The following is a 21,842-nucleotide window of genomic DNA, read 5'->3' as shown; positions in this document are numbered from 1 at the left end:
AGCGTATGCCATTGATGAGCCGCGATCGGACGACGCGTTCGTCGCGGCCCCATCATTGGTGCGTGTGCAACCAAGTGGCTGCGCGCTCTGAAAGCAGACGGGACACCGCAGGATCGATCGGACAGCGATGCCGGCGAACGGTTTTGCTGCGGTTCACGGCTTGGGAAGACGGGCTGAACCGTGGCATAGAGAGGCGCCCGCCGCTCACCATTCGTGCGTGTGAGCCCGGAGCATTGGTGTGCCTCATCGACAGATGGGGCCCGTGGATGGTGAAGCGGATCGCGGATGAAGCTGTTCATTTTCGGGCTGGGATATTCGGCAACGTACGTTGCGCACAGGCTTGCGGCGAGTGGCGCGGCGATTGCAGGAACGGTGCGCTCGCAGGCGAAGGCCGATCCGCTGTCAGCCTCCGGCTATGCGATCCGGCTGTTTGCAACTGCCGAGCGCGACGAGGCGATTGCGCGCGAGCTTGCGGACAGCGACGCCGTGCTGGTCTCGGTGCCTCCGGCCGCGCAGCAGGATCCTGTGCTGCAGGTTTATCGTGACGACCTGGCCGCGGCCTCGCGCTTGCGCTGGATCGGTTATCTGTCGACGGTTGGCGTCTACGGCGATCACGGCGGCGGATGGGTCGACGAAGCGACGGTGCCGACGCCAATGAGCGACGCGTCGCGCCGGCGGCTCGATGTCGAGCGGCAGTGGCTGGACTTCGGAGCCTCGCACCGCGTTCCCGTCCACATCTTCCGCCTGGCGGGGATTTATGGCCCCGGCCGCAACCAGCTCGTTCAACTCGCCGAAGGCAAGGCGCGACGGATCGTCAAGCCGGGGCATGTGTTCAATCGGATCCATGTCGAGGACATCGCGCAGATGATCGAGGCGTCGCTCGGCCGGCCGCGGGCGGGCGCCATCTATAATGGCGCCGACAACGAGCCGGCTCCGCCGCAGGATGTGGCGGCGTTCGCCGCAGAGCTCTGCGGCCTGCCGCCGCCCCCGGATATCCCGTACGCGCGCGCGGAGTTGACACCGATGTCGCGAACTTTCTTCAGCGAGTGCAAGCGGGTCCGCAACACGTTGTTGCGTGACGAGCTGGGCGTCGTGCTGCGCTATCCGACGTTTCGGGAGGGCCTGACCGCGTTGCGCGCGGCAGGCGATGGGCCGTGAGCCGCCGCGGGGCGAATGAACCTCATTCGCCCGGGACGAGGCTTCCGATCGGCGGGCGCGCGAGGCGGCGATGCCTGCGGCGCGACACATAGAGCAGAAGGCCCGTCACCGTGAACAGCGGCATCAGCGCTGCGGCCAGCATGAAGGCGAGCTTGCCGGGCCAGCCCAGGATGGCGCCGCGGTGGATGTCGAGCACGCCGGCGAGGATGCGCTCGCCGAGCGTCTTATTCGCGTAGAGGTCCGCAGACACCAGGTGGCCGTTGACGGCATCGATGCGCAGCTCATCCCGCACACTTTCGAGCGTCGAGTCCCGAGCCCAAGACCTGACGCGTACCACCGTGCCGGCGCCGGCGGGCAGCGTCAGCAGGGCTCTTGCATAGCGGCTGCCTTGTTCGTGCAGGAAGGTGGACCAGACGCGATCGAAGGTCAGCGGCTCGGCCTCGGCCTTGGCATCCCCTTTCGCCGCGGCTTTCGCGTCCGCCATAGCCATGCCGCGTGGTGATTTGGGCTGGGCGGCAGCCGACGTCGAAGGACGCGCGAGCAGCCAGTTGGCGCCGGTCTTGTACCATTCAAAGGAATACCAGAGGCCGGTGAGCGTCATCACCAGGTAGATCGGCAGCACCCAGGTGCCGATCACGGCATGCAGCGAGCGGTGCAGCCCGCGGCCGCGCAGCGCCAGATTGGGCTTCAGCCACAGCTTCACGCTGCCGGCGCGACGCGGCCAGCGCAGCACGAGCCCGGAGATCAGCATCACGATCAGGCAGATCGCGGCGGTGCCGGTGATCTTGCGGCCATAGCCGTTGCCGTCGCCGGGCAGCAGCAGCCAGCGATGCAGCTTGCGGACGGTGGCAAAGAACGCCTCGCCGCGTGGCGAGCCGAGCAGGTGGCCATCATAGGGATCGACATAGACCGACGACGGCCGTCCGCCGCCGTCGCCGCGGGCAAAGCGGATGCGTACGGCGGCGGATGGATCGCTCGTCATCATCACCGCCGAGACCTTGCCGGTCTCGCCGGCGGTCCGCAGCCGCTCGATCAGCTCGTCCGGCGTCAGTCTCTTTGTCGCGCTGGCGTCGACATGCATGATGTCTTTGTTCAGGCTTGCCTCGATCTCATCCTCGAAGCTCATCGTGGCGCCGGTCAGCCCGATCAGGGCCCACAGCAGCGCAAGCGCGAGGCCGACGACGGAATGGACCTGCAACAATGCAGCCTTGATCCGATGTCGCCGGTCACTCATCGAAGCCGACCTTTCTGATCAGCGCGATCGCGGCCCGTTGATGCGCGGCGATCTGGTCGATCGGCATCGGATCGGCCGTGAACGATCCGATCTCGTCGAGGATCGGTGCTCGCTGTGCCGCTGCCAGCAGCGGATATTCCAGCTCGGCGGCGGCAAAGGTCGGCTGGGCCGCCGGTGTCAGGAGAAACTCGATGAATTGCTTGGCGGCCGCCGGGTGAGGCGCACGCTTTGCGATCGCCACGCCCGTGAGGTTGACATGCGTGCCGCCGCTCTTGAACGCGGTCGGCACCGCCTTCACCGCTTCGGCCCAGCCGCGCCAGTCACCGCCCTCACGGCCGTCGCGAAGCTGCGCGAGCGCGACCGTGTTGCCAATGCCGATCTCGCAGGTTTCTTGCGCGATCTCGCGGATCACGTCGTTGTCCTTGCCGGCAGGCCTGTGGGCGAGATTGGCCTTCAAGGCGTTGAGCCAGGCTTCGGTCGCCTCCGCGCCGTGATGCGCGAGATAGGCCGCGACCAGCGCCACGTTGTTCTGATGCAGCGCCGGGCGCATGCAGAGTTTGCCGCGCCATCTGGGGTCGGCGAGATCCTCGTAGTCGAGCGCGGCAAGCAGATTATCCTTGCGCGCCATCACGACGCGCGGACGAAGGGCGAGCGCGATCCACTGCAAGCTGCCGCCCCGCAAGTGCGGCGGCACCGCCTGCTCGACCTCCGAGGATGCAACGGCCTGGGTCAGCCCGCGATCGGCGAGCTGGGTGGTCTTGTCGAGCCCGATGGTCAGCAGCACATCGGCGGGCGACGCCTCGCCTTCGGCCGTCAGGCGCTTGAGCAGGCTATCCGCGATGAAGACGGTCCTGACGCCGATGCCGCTTGCCTTGGTGAAGGCCGCAGTCACCGGTTCGAGCAGATGGGCCTCGCGGGTCGCGTAAAGCGTGATCTCGTCGGCGCGCACCGCCGTGCAGCCGACGACGGCCGCCGCCAGCGCAGCCACCAAGCCCATCGGTGTCCGCACCGCCCACATGTCAGAACTTCACCGTCGCCGACAGCGAGAAGCGCCGCGCATCGCCCATCGCCACCGCCAGATTGCTGACGGCGGAGGGATAGTAGACGGTGTCGAACAGGTTCTTGACGTTGAACTGGTAGATGACCGGCAAGGTCTGGTAGCTCGTCTCGTAGGTCGCAAAGACGTCCGCGACCGTGTACGACGGCAGCACGAAGCTGTTCGCGGCATCGCCGGCCCGGTCGCCGACATAGCGTGCACCGCCGCCGAGCCGAAGCCGGCCGGGCAGGGCGGTGCCGAAGTCGTAGACGAGATAGAGCGAGGCGGTGTTCATCGCGACGTTCTGCAGCCGGTTGCCCGCATAGGTCGGATCTTCGGTCACCCGTGCGTCGGTGTAGCCGTAGCTGCCGATCATGCTCCAGTTGTCGGTGAGGCGTCCTGTGACATCGACCTCGACGCCGCGCGAGCGCGCCTTGCCTGCGGTCGTGTACACGTTGAGGCCGGTGGTGGTGTCGAGCTGGCTGACCAGCACGTTGCTCTTGTCGATGTCGTAGAACGCGACCGTGCCGGAGAGTCGCTTGTTGAGGTCGAACTTGACGCCGGTCTCGTATTGCACGCCTTCCTCGGGCGCGATGTTCGAGCCGAGCACAACGCCGCCGCCGTTGCTCAACGGCGCGATCGTCGAGTTCGGCTTCAGCGACTGCGTGTAGCTCGCATAGAGCGAAACCTGGTCGGTGAGCTTGAGGATGACGCCGCCGAGCGGCAGCACCTTGTCCGCGGACACGTTGGTGTTGGTGATGAAGGGCCGGCCGCGCCCGGCCAACTGATCGTAATCCATGTAGCGGACGCCGCCGACCAGCGCGAACCGCTCGGTCACATGCAGCGTGTCCTGGAAGAACAGCGACCACTGGCCGAGCTTGTCGGTCTGGGCGCTGTCGGTGGCCGATACCGTCGCGCCCGGCGTGACCAGTCCGTAGACCGGATTATAGAAATTGAAGCGCGGGGTCGCCTGCCGGATCAGATTGTCGCGATAGATCGTGCGATACTGGCCGTCGCCGCCGAACAGTACCTCGTTGCGCATGCTGCCGATCCAGAAGCCGCCCTGCAGATAGGACGTCCCGTAGCTCGCATTGCTGAGCGAGCCCTGCGTGCCGTCATTGCTGCGCGTCTCGATACCGGTCCTGGCATTGACGCTGGTGATGCGGAGCTGGTTGGCGCTGAAGCTCTCGGTGTTGTAGCTGTAGGCGGCAAAAAGCTTCCAGTCCTGGTTCAGGCGGTGCTCGACCGAGGCCTGCATCAAGTCGGAGGTCCCCCACATGTTGTTGAAGGGTTCATCTAGCCGGCGCGTCGCGGGAATCGCGAGCGGCGCCTTGGTCACCGGATCAAAGGCGGTGCCGCGATCGAACGGCGTGATGAACTCGCGGTGCTCGTAGTTGAGCTGCACCGTCGTGTTCTCGCCGTACCAGGCGAGCGACGGCGCGACCAGCATCTCGCGGTGACGTCCGAAGTTACGCCAGTAGTCTTCGCTCACGCCGTAGCCGATGAAACGATAGGCGAGGCCGCCGTCGCCGATCGGGCCGGTGATGTCGATGGTTCCGTCGGCGCCGCTCCTGGAGTTGGCATAGGTCGAGCCGAGCAGGGTGACCGAACCGTGTTGGTAGAGCTCGGGGCGCTTGCTGATCGTGTTGACGATGCCGCCGGGATCGATGATGCCGTAGAGCAGCGACGCCGGACCCTTCAGCACCTCGACGCTCTCGACCGCGGAGTTGAAGCTGCGGCCCTGCACCAGCGGCATGCCGTTGCGCATGATCGAGCCGTCGCGGTTGTCACCGAAGCCGCGGCGGATCACGGCGTCCTGGGTGCCGGCCAGCGTGTTGGTCTGGGTGACGCCGCTGACATTGATCAGCGCGTCGTCGAGATTGCGCGGAAGCTGGTCCTTCAGCACCTGCTCGGGGACGATATTGACCGCCTGCGAGGTGTCGAGCGGCGAGGCGCCGCTGCGCAGCGTCGTCGCGCTCGGCATCGCGCGATAGCCGAGCTTGGCTTCGTTCAGCACGGCCGCCGCGGCGGCGGCGCGCTCGGACGGGGTCGGTTGCGCCGGCTGGGCATTGCGGGTGCGCTGACGAGCCGCAGCTTGCGGCTGCGGCGCCGATCTCGCCGCCGCTGTCGCGGGCTTGCGCTTCTGCGTCGGCGATTCCACCGTGACGGGTGGCAGCGCAAGGCTCGATTGCGCACTTGCTGGCGCTACCGGGGACGAGATATCGGCGAGCAGGATCGCTGCCCCGATGAGCAGATGGGCGCGGCCTTTGTCGGCGGAATTTCGATGGTCTCCGACAAGCCGGCCATCAGCGTTGACAGTCACTTCCGATACTTCCAGTCAGCAAGAACACGTTCGCGCCCGCGCCTCTAGCAGCCGCCGCGCGTGAAAAGAACTGGACTGGACTTGAATCTCTCTAAGGTGAGACGTCGTGCATGGCGGCCGATGCCGCCGATGTCAGCTTGCGTAAGTGCGTCTGTGCCAACCGCATTCGGCGTGTCGCGACGGAGTGACGAGTGCCGTTGCGCGTACCCGCGTCAAACCGTCGCGGGCTTGGGATCTGCGTCCCGCTCGATTGCAAGGTGTTTCTGGCGAACCGCGCGTGGTGCGCGCCCGTCAATCCTCGCACGCTGCGCGATCCGAGATGTCAGGACATCGCCAGACAGACCGGCGTCGAACTGACCGTGCCCGCGCTCACGCCGTCGCGCGCCATCGATTCGATGGTGGTCCAGTTTTCACGGAAGATCCGCGTCGCCTCGTTGGCGCTCTCGGCCTGGATCGTGAGGCTACACGCGCGTCTCGCGCCATTGCTGGCGAGCTGGAAATGGAAAACAAATCCAGATGACTCCGCGCTCCGTGCGCCCGACGGTCCATGCTGCATGAAGGCTCTTCCCCAATTGCCGTGTCTTGCGTCCCACCCGCGAGCAGGATTGAACCGTGATGCGGCACAGTCGTGATTCAACGCCCCACAATCTGCGAGATCGCGCATTTTGTTCGGTGGTGTTGCCAGGATTCAACACGATGTGGAACTTTGCTGAGGACACGCGGGCCAGGATTGGCACGCGATCGCGTCGTGATCAGTGCGAACGGTTCGCGATGATCATAGAACGCGCTACGTCCGCGCCACCGCGTCCCTTCATCATCGAGCGTTGGTGCGCGAGAACGGCCGACACGAGCGTGCTTCGCGGCGAATGGCTTGATTGGATCAAATCCAAATGCGCGCTTGCGAACAGCCGGCGCGCACCTGTCAGTCGCCGCGCGGTTGCTTCGATCGCGCGTTAACTGGAGAGATGGCTGGCACAACCTGCATATCATCGCTCGCATCGCACCTTAGGCGGATGGTAACTGTCTTCGTCAGGACCGGCTGCTGGCGAGCTGTCGGGCATCCTCCCTCCGATACCGCTCGAGGGGTGGAGCCCGGTTAATCCAGTCTGAATCGCAAGAGCGCTGGGTTCTTCCACCGGGAACTGGATTGTTCGGACTTCCGATGCAGGGCGTTCTGTTGCTCGAATCCGTGGGCTCCTTGCAACCTTTGATTGACGGATTGTTGCTATCTGGAAGTCTTCCCTAGTCGGGAGACGAAAGTGACGACCCTTGAATTGTCCACGGCCGGCTCGGCGTCATCGGCGCTGCGCTATCGTATCCTTCTTGTTCTCTTCTTTTTCTCCGGAGTTCCAGCGCTCACCTACCAGCTCACCTGGCAGCGGAGCCTGTTTCGCATCTTCGGCGTCAACACGGAATCCGTGACCATCGTCGTGACGGCCTTCATGCTCGGCCTCGGCCTCGGCAGCCTGGCGGGCGGATGGATCACTCGGCGATACATCGTGCGGCCGCTGCTGCTGCTTGGCGGCATTGAATTGTTGACCGCGATATTCGGTCTTGCCTCGCTCTGGATCTTCGAACAGGTCGGCGACCTCGTGCTGGAATGGTCGCTGCCGGCAATTGCTGCCGTCAACCTGTTGCTCGTCCTGGTTCCGACGCTCCTGATGGGAGCGACGCTGCCGATCCTCGTCTCATATTTGGTGCGGACCTCGGGCCAGATCGCCCATTCGGTCGGCCTTCTCTATTACGTCAACACGTTGGGAGCCTCGGCCGCCTGCCTACTTTGTGCGTTCGTGATCTTTCCCTATTTCGGGATGCATGTGGCGGTCTACGTCGCCGCGGGGATCAATATTGCGGTCGCGGTCGGAGCGTTCGCGGTCCATCATCGCGGACAGGAGCTGGACAGCACAGGCATCGTTGTAGGACACGCTCGGACCGCACCCCCGATCCTTTCGATGCCGTTCGTGATGCTGCTTGCTGCCGTCGGCGGTTTTGTCTCGTTGTCGTACGAGATATTCCTGTTCCGCGTCGCGTCCTTCGCCTCCGGATCGAGCTCGCTGGCATTCGCATTCGTGCTGTGCTGCTTTCTGGCGGGTATTGCCAGCGGCGCGTACAACGCGGCCCAGGTTTGCGCGAAGCTTTCTCCCGCGGCGGCGATACACGAGGCTGCCAAGGGCCTGATCCTGGCCAATATCGCTGGCGCGGCCTTTCTCCCGCTGGTGACCTGGTTGGCCGGGACCGGTATCGGGCTGATCGGCGCTGCAATGGCCGGGGTTTACCTGATCGCGCGGCAATGGGGCGCGCTGCTACCCTTCCTGTCGCATTTCGGCCTCGTCGCCGATGAACGGGCCGGCATGCGGACCGCGCTGCTCTACAGCGCGAACATCGCAGGATGCGCCGCCGGTGCCGTCATCACCGGCTTTGTCCTGACGAACTATCTCGGTCTGCAGCAGATCAGCATTCTGCTGCTTGCGATCGGAACGTTGTGCTCGTTGATCCTGATCCACAAGTCCAGCGCCGTGGCTGGTGCGCGGAGGAGGGCGGTTGCGATCGCCGTTGCGGTTCTGGCCGCCGGAACGGTCATTGCACCGCTCCTCTCCGGACAGGTGTTCGAGAATCTTCAGCCCAACGCAATCCACGATCATAGGTTTGCCCGTGTCGTCGAGAACCGCAGCGGCGTGATCACAGTCGATACCGACGGCACCGTCTACGGCAACGGCATGTACGACGGGCGCTTTAACACCAACCTGAAATCCGATCGCAACGGCATCATCCGTCCCTACGCGCTCAGCCTGTTCCATCCGGCGCCGCGTGACGTATTGATGATCGGGCTGTCATCCGGCTCATGGGCGCAGGTCATTGCGAACAACCCGGCCGTTGAATCGCTCACCGTCATCGAAATCAATCCGGGCTACACCCAGTTGATCGCGGAGCAGCCCGAGGTGCAATCCGTGCTACGCAATCCGAAGGTCACGATCGTCGAAGATGACGGGCGCCGCTGGTTGAACCGGCATCCCGACCGGCAGTTCGATGCGGTCGTTTCCAATACGACCTGGAACTTCCGCGCCAACGCGACCAACCTGCTGTCGACGGAATTTCTCCAAGTCGTCGGCCGGCACCTCAATCCGGGCGGCATCGTGTTCTACAACACAACCTCTTCGAGACGGGTGCAAAAGACCGCTTGTTCCGTGTTTCCCTATGGCGCCAGGTTCACGAACCACATGGTTGCGTCGAATGCGCCGCTGGACTGGAATTACGCGCGGTGGCGGAAGGTCCTCGAGACTTACACGATCGACGGGAAGCCCGAGTTCAACCTGACCGACAAGGCCGACCGCGATGTCCTCGGCGCGCTGATGCATGATTATCGCGTCGATGGCGATATGATCGAGCAGTGTCCCGTCCTCCTATCGCGAACGCTGGACAAGACCGTCGTCACCGACGACAACATGGGGACGGAGTGGCGCTACTACTTGAGCCTTGAATAGCGCGGGCCGGGCGATCGTCTTCCCGATTCCGTCATCGGTTCCGGCTCCACACGCGGACGCCGAAGCATGCCGGGTCCCGATTGCTTGCCCTTTTGAGCCTGACGGCTTGCGGCGGGCAGCAATGGTGGCGCGCGCAATCGTGACTTCGGCTGTGCAGGTCGTCAGATAAGATCAATCAGCCGCCATGCCCGGACTGTTTCGTCGAGCCCTTCACGGGCCTCCCTGCATCTGGACGATCGATTCCATGAGACTGTGGCCCTTGGCCCGGATCGCGATGCTGCTGCTTGCGATGTCCTTGATCGCGGCGCCTCGGGCCGTGGCTGACGATGACGTCTCCGCAGAGGTCCGGGTCATCGTGACCCGCGAGCTCGCGCCGACCGCGACCGCCGCTGATCCGGGCGGTCTTGCCGCAGTCGTCTATGACGGGGGTAAGCTCGCATTCTTCAACTACGGATTTGCCGATGCCGATGCCAAACGGCGGGTCACGTCTGATACGCTGTTCAGTCTCGCATCGCTGCGCAAAATCTTCGAAGCTACGCTGGTCGCGCTCGGCACCATCAGCGGCGAATTGCGGCTGGATGATCCCGTCAGCAAATATCTGCCCGAGCTGCACGGCGACTATATCAGCCGCGTCACCATCGGCGAGCTCGTCACCCATACGTCGGGTCTGCTGCTGCCGACCGATCATCCGCCCTGGCCAAACGCGACCTTCAGCCGGGATCAGTTCATCGCGATGCTCAATGCGTGGACCCCGCAGGCGGGAGAGCAGCCCGGCAAGCAGCGCATCTATACGCATGCCGGCTACGTGCTGCTGCAGCTCGTGATGGAGCGGCATTACGGCGCGCCGATCGGCGCACTGATCGGAAGCCGCATCCTGAAGCCACTCGGCATGACGTCGACGTTCATTCCTGATCGCGGCGAGGGCAATCGCGCGCTGGCGCCGCCCGAGATCATGCAGCGCATGGTTCAGGGCTACTCCGATCAGGGCCTGCCGATCGGTCCGCCGGGTGACCAGCAAGGCTACTACGATGTCCCGGGCACTGGTCAGATGTTCTCCTCGGCCCGCGATCTCGGCATTCTGCTTCGTGCTTGCCTCGACGGTGCGGTGATCGATCCCGAGCTGCGCGCCGCATTGCAGATGACCGAACGCGAGAGCTTTCGTATCGATGAGAAATTCGGTCAGGCGATGGCGTGGGAGAATGTGCGCGTTGCCGACGTCACCGTCGTCGACAAGCCCGGCGGCCTCAACAACGCCTCAGCCTATATCGGCCTGGTGCCGGCGCGGAAGCTCGGCATTGCACTGCTCGCCAATCGCGGCGAATATCCGCATGAGATCGCCCGCTACCGGATTCTTCCGGCGCTCGCGCGGCTCTGATCATGCTGTGACAACATGAGGCGCGACCGGGGAGTAGCAGCCTTGCGAAAATTGCGATCGTGCGGCTGCCTGATCGGCTGTATAAGCCGGTAGCTTCTTCTCCTATCTGAAGAGGCTGACATGACCGTTCAGAATGTGTTCGATTTGCACACGTGGCTTTCGCAACAGCACCACGGCTTGCGGACCTTCAAAACCTTCCAGCAAAAGCTCGAGACCTTAAGCAGCCACGACCCCGAGCAGCGGGCCGTGTGCCGGCTCCTGAGCGGTCTCGTCGGCGGCTATATCGAGGCCTTCGACGAAGAGCCGTTGCCCGTCGCGGTTGCCGACCGCGCCTATGGCCGTCTGCTCGACCTCGTCGGAAGCCTTGATCTCAAGGCAAATGCCGACCGGCGGCTGGCCGACATCAACCGCGTTGCGGCCTGCGACCTGCTGCACTGATCGCGTCGGGCGAGGGCCTCGCGCTCTCGATAGACCACGACCCTCACCCGATTTGCTGCGCAAATCGACCTCTCCCAAAGGGAGAGGTGACCTTCGGCGCTGTTTCAGGTCGACCCGGTCCAATCTGCTTTAGCCGCGGCGTGCCGCGACCAGATCGCGATAGAGCGCCGCGTAGCTTCCGGCGCGATTGTGCCAGGAGACGTCCGTTGCCATGCCGGCCTGCTGTAGCCGGCGCCAGGTCACCTGGTCGTTGAACAGCAGGTTTGCCTTGCGGAGGGCGTGGGCGAGCGCGTCGGGAGTCACGGGCCCGAATTTGACGCCGGTCGCCGCGCCGCCGCGCACCGCGATGTCGTCCACGTCGAGCACGGTATCCGCAAGGCCGCCGACATTGGCGACGATCGGGACCGCGCCATAGCGCAACGCGCACAATTGGGTGAGGCCACAGGGCTCGAAGCGCGACGGCACGGCGAGCGCGTCCGCGCCGGCCTGGATCAGATGCGCCAGCGCCTCGTCATAGCCGATCACGACCGAGATCTGTCCGGGGTGGGCACGCGCCAGCGCCGAATAGCGATCTTGCAGATCGCGGTCGCCGCTGCCGAGCAAAGCGAGCTGGATGCCTTCGCCGAGCAGCGTTGGCGCGGTCTCAAGCAGCAGGTCGAGGCCCTTCTGCCACGACAGCCGGCTGATGACGCCGAGCAGCAGCGCGTCCGGATCGGGGCGAAGGCCGAAGCGCTGCTGCAGCGCCAGCTTGTTCGCGGCGCGCTCAGCCAACTGCTCCACACCATAGCGGGCGGCGATGTTCGGGTCGGTGGCCGGATTCCAGACCGAGATATCGATGCCGTTGAGGATGCCGCTCAGCACATTGGATCGTTCGCGCAGCAGGCCGCCGAGCCCCATGCCGCCTTCGTCGCCCTGGATCTCCCGCGCATAGGTCGGCGACACCGTGGTGATGCGGTCGGCGAATTGCAGGCCAGCCTTCAGCAGGCTGATCGTGCCGTAATATTCGACGCCGTGGATTGTGTAGGATTCGCCCCGCAGGCCGAAGGTCGCGAGCATCTCGGGCGGGAACTGTCCCTGGTAGGCGAGATTGTGCACCGTCATCACGGTGGCCGGCCGCGGCCGCCCGCCATAGTGCAAATAGGCCGGCACGAGGCCGGCCTGCCAATCATGCGCGTGCACGATGTCGGGAACGAAGGACGCAATGGCGCCCTGGCCGATCTCGGCGGCCATCCGCGACAGCGCCGCAAAGCGGATGCCGTTGTCGGGCCAGTCGGTGCCGTCGGGGCCGACATAGGGATTGCCGGGGCGTGCAAACAGATGCGGCGCGTCGAGCGCGTAGAGATCGAGGCCGTCATGCGTGCCGGCGAGCACGCGGATCGGCCCGCCATAGAATTCCGACCATTGAAGTAGCGTCTCGGCGGATGACAGCGTCCCGAGCACGGCGGGATAACCCGGCACCAGCGTTCGCGTTGCGACGCCGTGCTGCTTCAACGCCACCGGAAGCGCCCCGACCACGTCGGCAAGCCCGCCGGTCTTGACGATCGGGTAAATCTCCGAGGCGACCGCGAGGACGCGGATCGGCGTCATGTCCCGAGCCTGTCGATCATCGGCTGCGTGATCAGCGAGATGCCTTGCGAGGTCCTGCGGAAGCGCTGGCCGTCGAGGTTGGGATCCTCGCCGACCACCAGGCCTTCCGGAATCCGCACCCCGCGATCGATCACGACGTTCCGTAGACGCGCGCCGCGTCCCACATTGACATAAGGCATGATGACGGCGTTCTCGACATAGGCGTAGGAATTGACGTGCACGCCGGTGAACAGCAGCGAGCGGCGCAGCGCAGCGCCGGAGATGATGCATCCGCCCGACACCAGCGACGTCACGGCCTGCCCGCGTCGTCCTTCCTCGTCGTGCACGAACTTGGCGGGCGGGGTGATCTCGGCATAGGTCCAGATCGGCCATGACCGGTCGTAGAGATCGAGCTCGGGCACCACGTCGGTGAGATCGATATTGGCGCCCCAATAGGCATCGACAGTGCCGGCGTCCCGCCAGTAGGCGCGCGGATCATCGCCCGAGCGGACGCAGGAATCGTTGAACTGATGCGCGATCGCCCGGCCGTGCTTGACGATATAGGGAATGATGTCCTTGCCGAAATCGTGGGCCGAGTTCGGGTCGGCGGCATCGCGGCGCAATTCGTCGAACAGGAAGTCCGAATTGAAGACATAGATGCCCATGCTGGCCAGCGACTTGTCCGGCTTGCCGGGCATCGGCGGCGGATCGGCCGGTTTCTCCAGGAAGGAGTGGATGAGGCCGGTCTCGTCGATATGCATGATGCCGAAGGCGCTGGATTCCGCGCGTGGCATCTCGAGGCAGCCCACCGTGACGTCGGCACCGCTTTCGACATGCTGCTTCAGCATGATCTCGTAATCCATCTTGTAGACGTGGTCGCCGGCGAGCACCAGGATGTACTTGGTGCCGTGCGCCTCGAGGATGTCGATGTTTTGATAGACCGCGTCCGCCGTGCCGACATACCACATCGTTTCCGAGACGCGCTGGCTGGCGGGCAGGATGTCGAAACTCTCGTTTCGTTCCGGACGGAAGAAGTTCCAGCCGCCCTGCAGATGCCGGATCAGGCTGTGCGCCTTGTACTGGGTCGCCACCGCAATGCGGCGGATGCCGGAATTCACCGCGTTGGATAGCGCGAAATCGATGATGCGCGATTTACCACCGAAATAAACTGCCGGCTTGGCGCGCTTGTCGGTGAGCTCCTGAAGTCTGCTGCCGCGTCCGCCGGCCAGCACGAAGGCGAGGGCGTAGCGTGACAGAGGCTCATTTCCAACGGTTCTCATGGTCATCCTCCCGGGCTTCAGGGCATGGCCCCGTCGCCTTCGCTTGTCCGGAAGGTCTGATCGGGCGCCAATCGGGCCGGCCGCAAACGTAGCAAGCGCACCGGAATGAGCAAAGCAGCACGGCGGCGTTTCGTTCCGTGTTGGTATATGACGAAGACTTAAATGCAATGCAGGGGAGCCATTGACGGAGCGCGGTTTCGGTATAGAGCAGGCCAGCCCCTCGTTTCCGTCCAGGCTTGCGATCCATGACTCTGCTCACCGTTACATCCCAGGACATCCGCTCGGCATTGCTGCTGCGTCAGGAGATCGCACTGCTCGATCTCAGGCATGAGGCGGAATTCGCCACCGGCCATCCGCTGTTTGCCGCCAACATGGCGGCCGGCCGGATTACGCTCGAGGTCGAGCTACGATTGCCGCGCAAGGACGTGCCGATCGTTCTCTATGATAACGGCGAGGGATTGGTCGGCGCCGCAAGCGAGCAATTCCGGGCGCTGGGTTATAACAATGTTCGCGCGCTGGCCGGCGGTCTAGAGGGCTGGCGGTCGGCCGGCTACGAGCTGTTCCAGGATGTCAATTCCTACGCCAAGGCGTTTGGCGAATTGGTCGAGGCGCGGCGTCACACGCCGTCGCTGACTGCCGACGAGGTCGCATCGCTGATCGCAGCAAAGGCCAATATCGCGGTCCTCGATGTCCGCAGGTTCGACGAATATGCCACGATGAATATTCCGGGCTCGGTGAGCGTGCCCGGGGCCGAGCTCGTGCTGCGCGCAGGGCGTGCGGCGGCCGATCCCGATACCACGATCATCGTCAACTGCGCCGGCCGCACCCGCTCGATCATCGGCGCGCAGTCGCTGATCAATGCCGGGCTGCCCAACAAGGTGCGGGCGCTGCGCAACGGCACGATCGGCTGGACGCTGGCCCGGCACAGCCTCGAACACGGTGCCGACAGGCGCGGGGGCATCGGACCATTCGACGGCGCCGTGGATAATGCGCGGGACGTCGCTTACCGCTCCGGTGTCCGCCGGATCGGCGCGAGCGAGCTCGCTGCGCTTCGGCACGAAACAGATCGCACGCTCTATCGCTTCGACGTGCGCGAGGCCGACGAATATGCCGCAGGCCATCTGGCCGGCTTCCGCCATTATGCAGGCGGCCAGCTCGTCCAGGAGATCGATATGGCCGCTCCGGTGCGCGGCGCGCGCATCGTGCTGACCGACGACCGGAGCATCCGCGCCGACATGACGGCCTCCTGGCTCGCCCAGATGGGGTGGGAGGTTTACGTGCTCGACGGCGGCTATGACGACGCGCTGGAGGTAGGGCCGCCGCAGGTCCTGCCGAAGGGCGATCCCGCGCATCGCTACCGGCGCCCGTATGAGGGGACCGACGTCGCCGAGCACGCGATGCAGGCCTATCTGGAGTGGGAATATGGCCTCGTCGACCAGCTCCGTCGCGACGGCACGCACGGGTTTTATGTGATCTGAGTGAATACGAAGATTTTGCGTCTCCGCCATTGCGAGGAGCTCGCGACAAAATTGCAAAGCAATTTTGCGCTGAAGCGACGAAGCAATCCATTTCTCCGCTTGCGGTAGGGTGGATTGCTTCGCTGCGCTCAATGACGTGGATGGAGCAGCGCGCCTACCACCATCCTTCCTGAGGCACGGATCGACGCGCGATCGTGGCGTTCAGTCGGCGCCGAAGGCGTCGTAGACCAGCTTCTTGAAGGCGGGGGTGATGCGGCCGCGCTCGGTTTGGGTCTGCTGGAGCAGGATGTAGATCATGTCGAGCTTCGGATCGACGCCGAAATAGGTGCCGCTGCCGCTGTCCCATTTCAATTCACCGATCGAGCCGGGCGGTGGCGGTTTGGCGATGCCGGGATCGGTGCGCACGCCGATCCCGTAGCCATAGCCAAAACCGTCGCCGGGAAAGTACCAGTAGTCGCGGCCGACGCCGGAACCGGGGCCGACATGGTCGGTCGTCATGTCCTTGAAGGCGGCGGGACTGAGATAGCGCTTGCCGTCGAGCTCGCCGCCGTTGAGCAGCATCTGAGCGAAGCGGCCATAGTCGAGCACGGTGGACAACAGTCCGCCGCCGCCGGACTCCCATTCCGGATGCGCGAGCCGGCCACGCTCGGCGTCGAGCAGGATCTGGTCCGTCGGCAGCGGCCGCGCCATCCGCGCGCGCTCCGCATCGGTGGTGAGCACGTACTTCGTGCTGGTCATGCCGAGCGGGTCGAAGATCCGCTCCTTCTCGAAGGCGTAGAGCGACTTGCCGGAGACGATCTCGATCACGCGCCCGAGCACGTCGGTCGAGTGGCCGTAGCGCCAGAGCGTGCCCGGCTGACGCGACAGCGGCAGCTTTGCGATGCGTTCGGCAAATTCCTTGTTGTCGAACTTGCCGTCGAACAGATGCGCCTGCGCGTAGATCCGCTGCACCCAGTCGGCCCCGATATATTCGTAGGTGATGCCCGAGGTCTGCCGCATCAAATCTGCGATGGTGATCGGACGGTTCGGCGGCACCAGCTCCAGCGTCGCCAGGTCGTTCTTGCCGGGCGGCTCGACGCCGACCTTCACGTCGGCAAAGGCCGGGATGTATTTCGACAGCGGGTCGTTCAGCGCCAGCTTGCCGTCATCGATCAGCATCATCGCAGCGACGCTGGTCACCGGCTTGGTCATCGAATGCAGCGCGAAAATGGTGTCCGGCGTCATCGGCACCTTGGTCCTGACGTCCTGGACACCGAAGCATTTCAGATAGACCGGCTTGCCGTGCTGCTGGATCAGGACGACAGCGCCCGGCAGACGGCCGGTTGCGACTTCATTGTTGAAGAACGCGGTGATGCGCTCGAGGCCCTCGGACGATGGTGCAGAGATCTCGGAGGCACCCGCAGGAGCGGCGGCGCTCGCAAAAAGCACAGCCGAGAGCGCCACCGCGCCGAGGAACCGCTTCGGCATCGAAAGGATATTGTATGCAGGATGAAATCTGCGTGACATTGGAGAGTGAGCCCCGATACCCAAAGCAATCCTCGGCGCGAGGACCTTAACGCGAGCACTGCGCGCGACCTAGTATTTTTCCTGAGGTTCGGCTTTGCGACGATCGCGGAAAATCTAAACAATTTGTGTCGCGCCGACCGGCGTGCGGACGGCGTGCGACAACACCTGCAGCGCCTGGCTTAGCTCGGCGCGATTGCGCGCAGCGCCGAGCGAGATCCGCAAGCCGCGTGGCGCGGCATCACCGACCGCAAAGGCGTCTTCGCCGACCACGGCCAGGCCGTTGCGCATCAGATGCGACGGCAGGTCGGTGCCACCGAAATGCTTCGACAGCGGCATCCAGATATGATGGCTGGCCGGCCGCGCCGCGTAGGTCACGCCTTTGAGAAAGCGCGCCGCGAGCTGCTGGCGGGCGGCGGCTTCGTTGCGGATGGCGCGGATGATCTCGGCTGCGACGCCGGACCGCAGCCACTGCGTGACCAGCGCGACCATCAGCGACGGCGGCATCTGCATCGTGGCCTGCAGGCTCGCGCGCATCCGCTGCTCCGCGGCGGCATCGGGCGCCAGCAGATAGGAGACGCGCAGCGCCGGCGCGATGCACTTTGAGATGCTGGCGGCAAAATAGGTGCGCTCGGGAATCAGCGTCGCGATCGGTGCGATCTGCGGCTCCAGCGGGCCGTAGACGTCGTCCTCGATCAGCAGGCAGCCGCGCTTCCGAATGATGTCGGCGATCGCCTTGCGCCTGGGCGCGCTCATCGTCGCAGTGGTCGGATTGTGCTGCGTCGGCGCCAGATAGATCGCCTTCGGCTTGTGCTTGCGGCAGGCCGCGTCGAGCGCGTCGGGGCTGATGCCCTCGGGGTCCATCGCCACGCCGACCAGACGAATGTCGAGCCGCGCCGCCGCCGCCTTCGCGCCGGGGAATGTCAGCGCCTCCGTGAGCACGGTGTCGCCGGGTGAGGTCAGCGCCAGCAAGGCGTTGAAGATGATCGCCTGTGATCCCGGATAAATCACGATGCGGTCGGCGGACGCCTGCGGCAGGCGCTGTTGCAGCCACGAGGCGGCGACCTCGCGCTCATCTGCGGTGCCGCCGGGACGCGCATAGCCGAGATAGGCGGAAAAGCCGGCCTCGGCGCGGATGGTGGCCAGTCCTTGCGCAATCCGAAGATCGAGATTGGCTTCCACCGGTTGTGGCGGCAGGTTCATCGACAGATCGATATTGACCGGTGCGGGCAGGTCGGAGGCGGCGCGCGCGGTGGTTTCCGACACGAACGTGCCCTGGCCGACCCGAGCGTCCAGCAATCCGCGCCGGCGCGCCTCGCCATAGGCGCGTGTCACGGTGGTGAGATCGATGCCGAGCGCGGAGGCCAACGCGCGGTGGGTCGGCAGCCGTTCGCCACGCACCAGCCGGCCGCTGGCGATATCGGCCGCCAGCGCGTCGACGATGCGCAGGAACATCGGGCCCTGCCATTCCGAAACTGTAGGGATCCAATCCATGCAATTCGGCGCTTTGTCTTTGATTGTATGCCTCACGATGCATATTGTATGGATCAACGGGTCAGGTCAAGGATCACGGCGATGACAGAGACGATCTCCCTGCAAAAGGCGATGCTGCGTGGCTTTGCGATGAAGTGCCCGAACTGCGGGCGTGGCCATCTGTTCGGCCGCTTCCTGAAGGTCGCCGATCATTGCGAGGTCTGCGGCGAGGATTTCACCCCGCAGCGCGCCGACGATTTTCCGGCCTATCTCGTGATCGTGGTGGTCGGCCACGTCGTGGTGCCGGCGCTCTTGTGGCTCGAGATGAACTACGCGCCGCCGGCCTGGCTGCAACTCGCGATCTGGCTGCCGGTGACGTTGTTTAGCTCCCTTGCATTGCTGCAGCCGATGAAGGGCGCGATCGTCGGCCTGCAATGGCAGATCGGCATGCACGGGTTCGAGACGTCACGGCGAGCCGTTGCGCCGGTGCGGGCGCGGAGCAGCGTGGGCGGACCCGGGAAACTTGACGCGATATAAAATCGTGGCGCGGATGGAGCGAAGCGCAATCCGGGGCTATGTCGCCGCGGGCCAAATCCCGGATTTCGCTTCGCTCGATCCGGGCTACTGATCATCAAACCGGGTGATGATGCGGCCGAAACATCCGGCCCCTCTCCGTGACCAGCACGACGGCGAGCGCGGCCAGCGTGCACAGGAAGAAGCCGGTCGCGAACGGCAACAGCGTGCCGTCATAGTCCTGACCGATCGTGGTGCCGATGCCGATCCCGAGCAAAGTGGTGATGGTGCCGTAGAGCGACGAGGCGGTGCCGGCGATCTTGCCCTGCGGCTCCATCGCGAGCGCAGTGAAGTTCGCCATCATCAGGCCGAACGCGAACATCATCAGGGCCGATAACACCATGAACAGCGGCAGCGACAGCATGTCAGTCCTCACGGCGAGGAGCAGCGCCGCGGCGACGACGGCAAAGCCGGTCAGCGCGGCGTGCGAGATCACGCGCATGCCGATGCGGCCGACGATGCGGGAGTTGAGGAAGCCCGCGATCGCGACGCCGACCGCACAGGCTGCGAAGGCGACCGGGAAGTAGTGGCCGAGCTTGAAGATCTCGGTGAACACCTGCTGCGAGCAGAACACGAAGGCGAACAGCGAGCCCTGCACGCCGCCGGCAGCGAGCGCATAGCCGAGCGTCTGGCGGTTGGTCACGGTCTGGCGGAACGCCGACAGCACCTCGGGGATCGCGAGCGACTTGCGCAGTTCGGGCGGCAGCGTCTCCGGCATGCGGAGCGCGCTCCAGGCGAGCGCGATCACGCCGTAGATCATCAGCAGCACGAAAATGCCGCGCCACTGCGTCAGCAGCATCACGGCCTGGCCGAATGACGGCGCGATCACGGGGACTGCGATGAACACCATCATCGCAAGCGACATCACGCTCGCCATGCGCCGGCCGGCGTAGCAGTCGCGCACGATCGAGGTCGCGATCACGCGGGTGGCGGCGGTGCCGAGCCCTTGCAGCGCCCGCGCCAGCAACAGCGTCTCGAACGAGGGCGCCATGATCGCGAGCAGGCCGGCGATGGTGTAGACGGTCATACCGCCGAGCAGCACCGGGCGGCGGCCGAAGCGGTCCGACAGCGGCCCCATCACGAACTGGCCGACGCCGAAACCGACCAGGAAGATCGACAGCACCATCTGCGGACGGTTGGCGTCGGCGAGGTGGAACGCGGAACGGATGTTGGGCAGCGCCGGCAGCATCATGTCCATCGCCAGCGGATTCAGCGCCATGATGGACGCGATAGCGACGACGAATTCGGGAAAGCCCATCGGGCGGTGGCCTGAGGAAACCCAGGCATCGGCATTGATGTCAGACACTTAGCGACCTCTTGGAGAGTCGCGATCATAGCGGCTTTGCTGCGTTGCACAATCGGCGTTTTGGGATGGGTGCCCGTCGGCGGCGGGTGAGGTAGCCCGGTCAGGGGCGCGGGCTACGGCGGGCGTAGCGGGTCGCCATATCGTTGCTACTGCAACTATTTTGCTCGTGCCGGGCGGCAAGCTCTGCTATTCCAGCGGCCAGCATCGTGCGGGGCAGGCGCATCGCGCAGTCGAGCAGCCCGCACCAACAGAAACGGGTAGTGGGGAGGCCACATGTCCATCGAACTGTCCGCGCGCTCGCGCGGCGCTGAACTGTCGGACGAGGAACGCAAGGTCCTCACCGCGACGCTCGTCGGCACCACGATCGAGTGGTACGACTTCTTCGTCTACGCGCAGGCGGCGGGCCTGGTGTTCGGGGCGCTGTTCTTCGCGCCGATGAACCAGAACAATCCGCTGCTGGCGCAGATCGTCGCGTTTGCCACGCTCGGCCTGTCATTCCTGTTCCGCCCGCTCGGCGCCATCGTCTGCGGCCATCTCGGCGACCGCTTCGGACGCAAGAACATGCTGGTCGTCACGCTACTCTTGATGGGCGCGGCGACCGCGCTGGTCGGCGTGCTGCCGACCTACGCGCAGATCGGCGCCTGGGCGCCGGCACTGCTGATTCTGCTGCGCATCCTGCAAGGCTTCTCGGCCGGCGGCGAGTGGGGCGGCGCTGCGCTGATGTCGGTGGAATCGGCGCCCGTCAACAGGCGCAGCTTCTTCGGCTCGTTCCCGCAGATCGGCACGCCGCTCGGTATGATCCTGGCGACCGGCGTGCTGTGGCTGCTCACCACGACGCTCGGCAAGCAGGCGATGCTCGAATGGGGCTGGCGGATTCCGTTCCTGCTGTCGATTGCGCTCATCGTCGTCGGCATCCTGATCCGCCGCACTGTGGAGGAATCGCCGGTGTTCCAGGCGATGCACCGCCGCCGCAAGGAATCCTCGGCGCCGCTGAAGGACCTGATGCGCAATCACAGCAGGGAGATCCTTCGCACGGCGCTGATCTTCATGGCCAACAACGCGGCCGGCTACATCCTGATCGCCTTCATCATCAGCTACGGCGCCAACACGCTGAAGCTGCCGCCTGATCAACTGCTGCTGATCGGCACGCTCGCCGCAGTGAGCTGGTTCGTCTTCACGCTGCTCGGCGGCATCCTCGGCGACAAGATCGGGCGCGTCCGCACCTTTCAGATCGGCTACGGGCTGATGGTGCTGTGGGCGGTGCCGATGTGGTGGCTGATCGACAGCAAGAACCTCCTGCTGTTCTTTGCCAGTGCCGTCGGCCTCACGATCGCGCTCGGCCTGTCCTACGGACCGCAGGCGGCGCTCTATGCCGAGCTGTTCCCGGCCAAGGTGCGCTATTCCGGCGTCTCGATCGGCTACGCACTCGGCGCCATCTTCGGCGGCGCCTTTGCCCCGATGATCGCGCAATGGATCATCGGCACCTACGGCCAGTCCTGGCGCGTCGGCGTCTATATCGCGGTGCTGTCGCTGATCTCGCTGATCACGGTATCGACGATCCGGGATCCGCAAGGCGTCGATTTGAACGTGAATGACGCGGGCGGGTGAGCGATGCAC

16 protein-coding genes are annotated in these 21,842 nt (G+C 64.8%); 8 read left to right on the top strand and 8 right to left on the bottom strand.

Annotation, left to right across the window (positions count from 1 at the left end):
* Positions 1-285 precede the first annotated feature (285 nt).
* Positions 286-1,158, top strand: coding sequence for an SDR family oxidoreductase (locus P6U30_RS27055; RefSeq protein ID WP_407165909.1), 873 nt, complete (start codon positions 286-288; stop codon positions 1,156-1,158).
* 22 nt (positions 1,159-1,180) lie between these two features.
* Here the strand turns inward: P6U30_RS27055 and P6U30_RS27050 are convergent, their stop codons facing one another.
* Genes P6U30_RS27050 through P6U30_RS27040 form a run of 3 tightly spaced genes read right to left on the bottom strand, consistent with a single transcriptional unit; the run spans position 1,181 to position 5,751 of the window.
* Positions 1,181-2,392, bottom strand: a complete 1,212-nt coding sequence (locus P6U30_RS27050) for a PepSY-associated TM helix domain-containing protein (RefSeq protein WP_407165908.1) — start codon at positions 2,390-2,392, stop codon at positions 1,181-1,183.
* On the bottom strand, positions 2,385-3,410 hold the full coding sequence (locus tag P6U30_RS27045; RefSeq protein ID WP_407165907.1) for an extracellular solute-binding protein: 1,026 nt from the start codon (positions 3,408-3,410) through the stop codon (positions 2,385-2,387). The genes P6U30_RS27050 and P6U30_RS27045 overlap by 8 nt, the downstream gene beginning before the upstream one ends.
* A 1-nt stretch (position 3,411) precedes the next feature.
* A complete protein-coding gene (locus tag P6U30_RS27040) occupies positions 3,412-5,751 on the bottom strand; it encodes a TonB-dependent siderophore receptor (RefSeq protein ID WP_407165906.1) in 2,340 nt (779 codons plus the stop codon).
* A gap of 257 nt (positions 5,752-6,008) precedes the next feature.
* Between P6U30_RS27040 and P6U30_RS27035 the strand changes: the two genes are divergently transcribed.
* The 4 genes from P6U30_RS27035 (at position 6,009) to P6U30_RS27020 (ending at position 11,046) form a co-directional block, all read left to right on the top strand.
* Complete coding sequence (locus tag P6U30_RS27035) at positions 6,009-6,383, top strand: hypothetical protein (RefSeq protein ID WP_407165905.1); 375 nt, start codon at positions 6,009-6,011, stop codon at positions 6,381-6,383.
* A gap of 627 nt (positions 6,384-7,010) precedes the next feature.
* Positions 7,011-9,233, top strand: coding sequence for a fused MFS/spermidine synthase (locus P6U30_RS27030; RefSeq protein ID WP_407165904.1), 2,223 nt, complete (start codon positions 7,011-7,013; stop codon positions 9,231-9,233).
* A 244-nt stretch (positions 9,234-9,477) separates the two neighbouring features.
* Positions 9,478-10,608: a serine hydrolase gene (locus tag P6U30_RS27025; protein ID WP_407165903.1), complete on the top strand. Its 1,131-nt coding sequence runs from the start codon at positions 9,478-9,480 to the stop codon at positions 10,606-10,608.
* Positions 10,609-10,728: 120 nt separating this feature from the next.
* Complete coding sequence (locus P6U30_RS27020; protein ID WP_407165902.1) at positions 10,729-11,046, top strand: hypothetical protein; 318 nt, start codon at positions 10,729-10,731, stop codon at positions 11,044-11,046.
* A gap of 129 nt (positions 11,047-11,175) precedes the next feature.
* Here the strand turns inward: P6U30_RS27020 and glgA are convergent, their stop codons facing one another.
* Positions 11,176-12,633 carry a glycogen synthase GlgA gene (gene glgA / locus P6U30_RS27015; RefSeq protein WP_407165901.1) on the bottom strand — a complete coding sequence of 486 codons (1,458 nt, stop codon included), beginning with the start codon at positions 12,631-12,633 and terminating at the stop codon, positions 11,176-11,178.
* Entirely contained in the window at positions 12,630-13,892 is a 1,263-nt protein-coding gene (gene glgC, locus P6U30_RS27010; RefSeq protein ID WP_407165900.1) for a glucose-1-phosphate adenylyltransferase, read from the bottom strand. The genes glgA and glgC overlap by 4 nt, the downstream gene beginning before the upstream one ends.
* Positions 13,893-14,137: 245 nt before the next feature.
* On the opposite strand from glgC, the gene P6U30_RS27005 reads away from it, so the two are divergent.
* Positions 14,138-15,370: a rhodanese-like domain-containing protein gene (locus tag P6U30_RS27005; RefSeq protein WP_407165899.1), complete on the top strand. Its 1,233-nt coding sequence runs from the start codon at positions 14,138-14,140 to the stop codon at positions 15,368-15,370.
* Positions 15,371-15,571: 201 nt separating this feature from the next.
* Here the strand turns inward: P6U30_RS27005 and P6U30_RS27000 are convergent, their stop codons facing one another.
* Both P6U30_RS27000 and P6U30_RS26995 read right to left on the bottom strand, forming a co-directional pair.
* On the bottom strand, positions 15,572-16,837 hold the full coding sequence (locus P6U30_RS27000) for a serine hydrolase domain-containing protein (RefSeq protein ID WP_407165898.1): 1,266 nt from the start codon (positions 16,835-16,837) through the stop codon (positions 15,572-15,574).
* Between the two features lie 153 nt (positions 16,838-16,990).
* Positions 16,991-18,328, bottom strand: coding sequence for a PLP-dependent aminotransferase family protein (locus tag P6U30_RS26995; RefSeq protein WP_407165897.1), 1,338 nt, complete (start codon positions 18,326-18,328; stop codon positions 16,991-16,993).
* 120 nt (positions 18,329-18,448) lie between these two features.
* Here P6U30_RS26995 and P6U30_RS26990 point away from each other — a divergent pair, with 120 nt between their 5' ends.
* Complete coding sequence (locus tag P6U30_RS26990; RefSeq protein ID WP_407165896.1) at positions 18,449-18,883, top strand: DUF983 domain-containing protein; 435 nt, start codon at positions 18,449-18,451, stop codon at positions 18,881-18,883.
* Positions 18,884-18,977: 94 nt separating this feature from the next.
* Here the strand turns inward: P6U30_RS26990 and P6U30_RS26985 are convergent, their stop codons facing one another.
* Positions 18,978-20,177 carry a multidrug effflux MFS transporter gene (locus P6U30_RS26985; protein WP_407170550.1) on the bottom strand — a complete coding sequence of 400 codons (1,200 nt, stop codon included), beginning with the start codon at positions 20,175-20,177 and terminating at the stop codon, positions 18,978-18,980.
* Between the two features lie 321 nt (positions 20,178-20,498).
* On the opposite strand from P6U30_RS26985, the gene P6U30_RS26980 reads away from it, so the two are divergent.
* Positions 20,499-21,833: an MFS transporter gene (locus P6U30_RS26980; protein WP_407165895.1), complete on the top strand. Its 1,335-nt coding sequence runs from the start codon at positions 20,499-20,501 to the stop codon at positions 21,831-21,833.
* The last annotated feature ends 9 nt before the right edge of the window (positions 21,834-21,842 follow it).

Source organism: Bradyrhizobium sp. ORS 111 (genome assembly GCF_045571485.1).
Taxonomy (GTDB): Bacteria; Pseudomonadota; Alphaproteobacteria; order Rhizobiales; family Xanthobacteraceae; genus Bradyrhizobium.
This window is presented reverse-complemented; position numbering and strand designations above follow the sequence as displayed.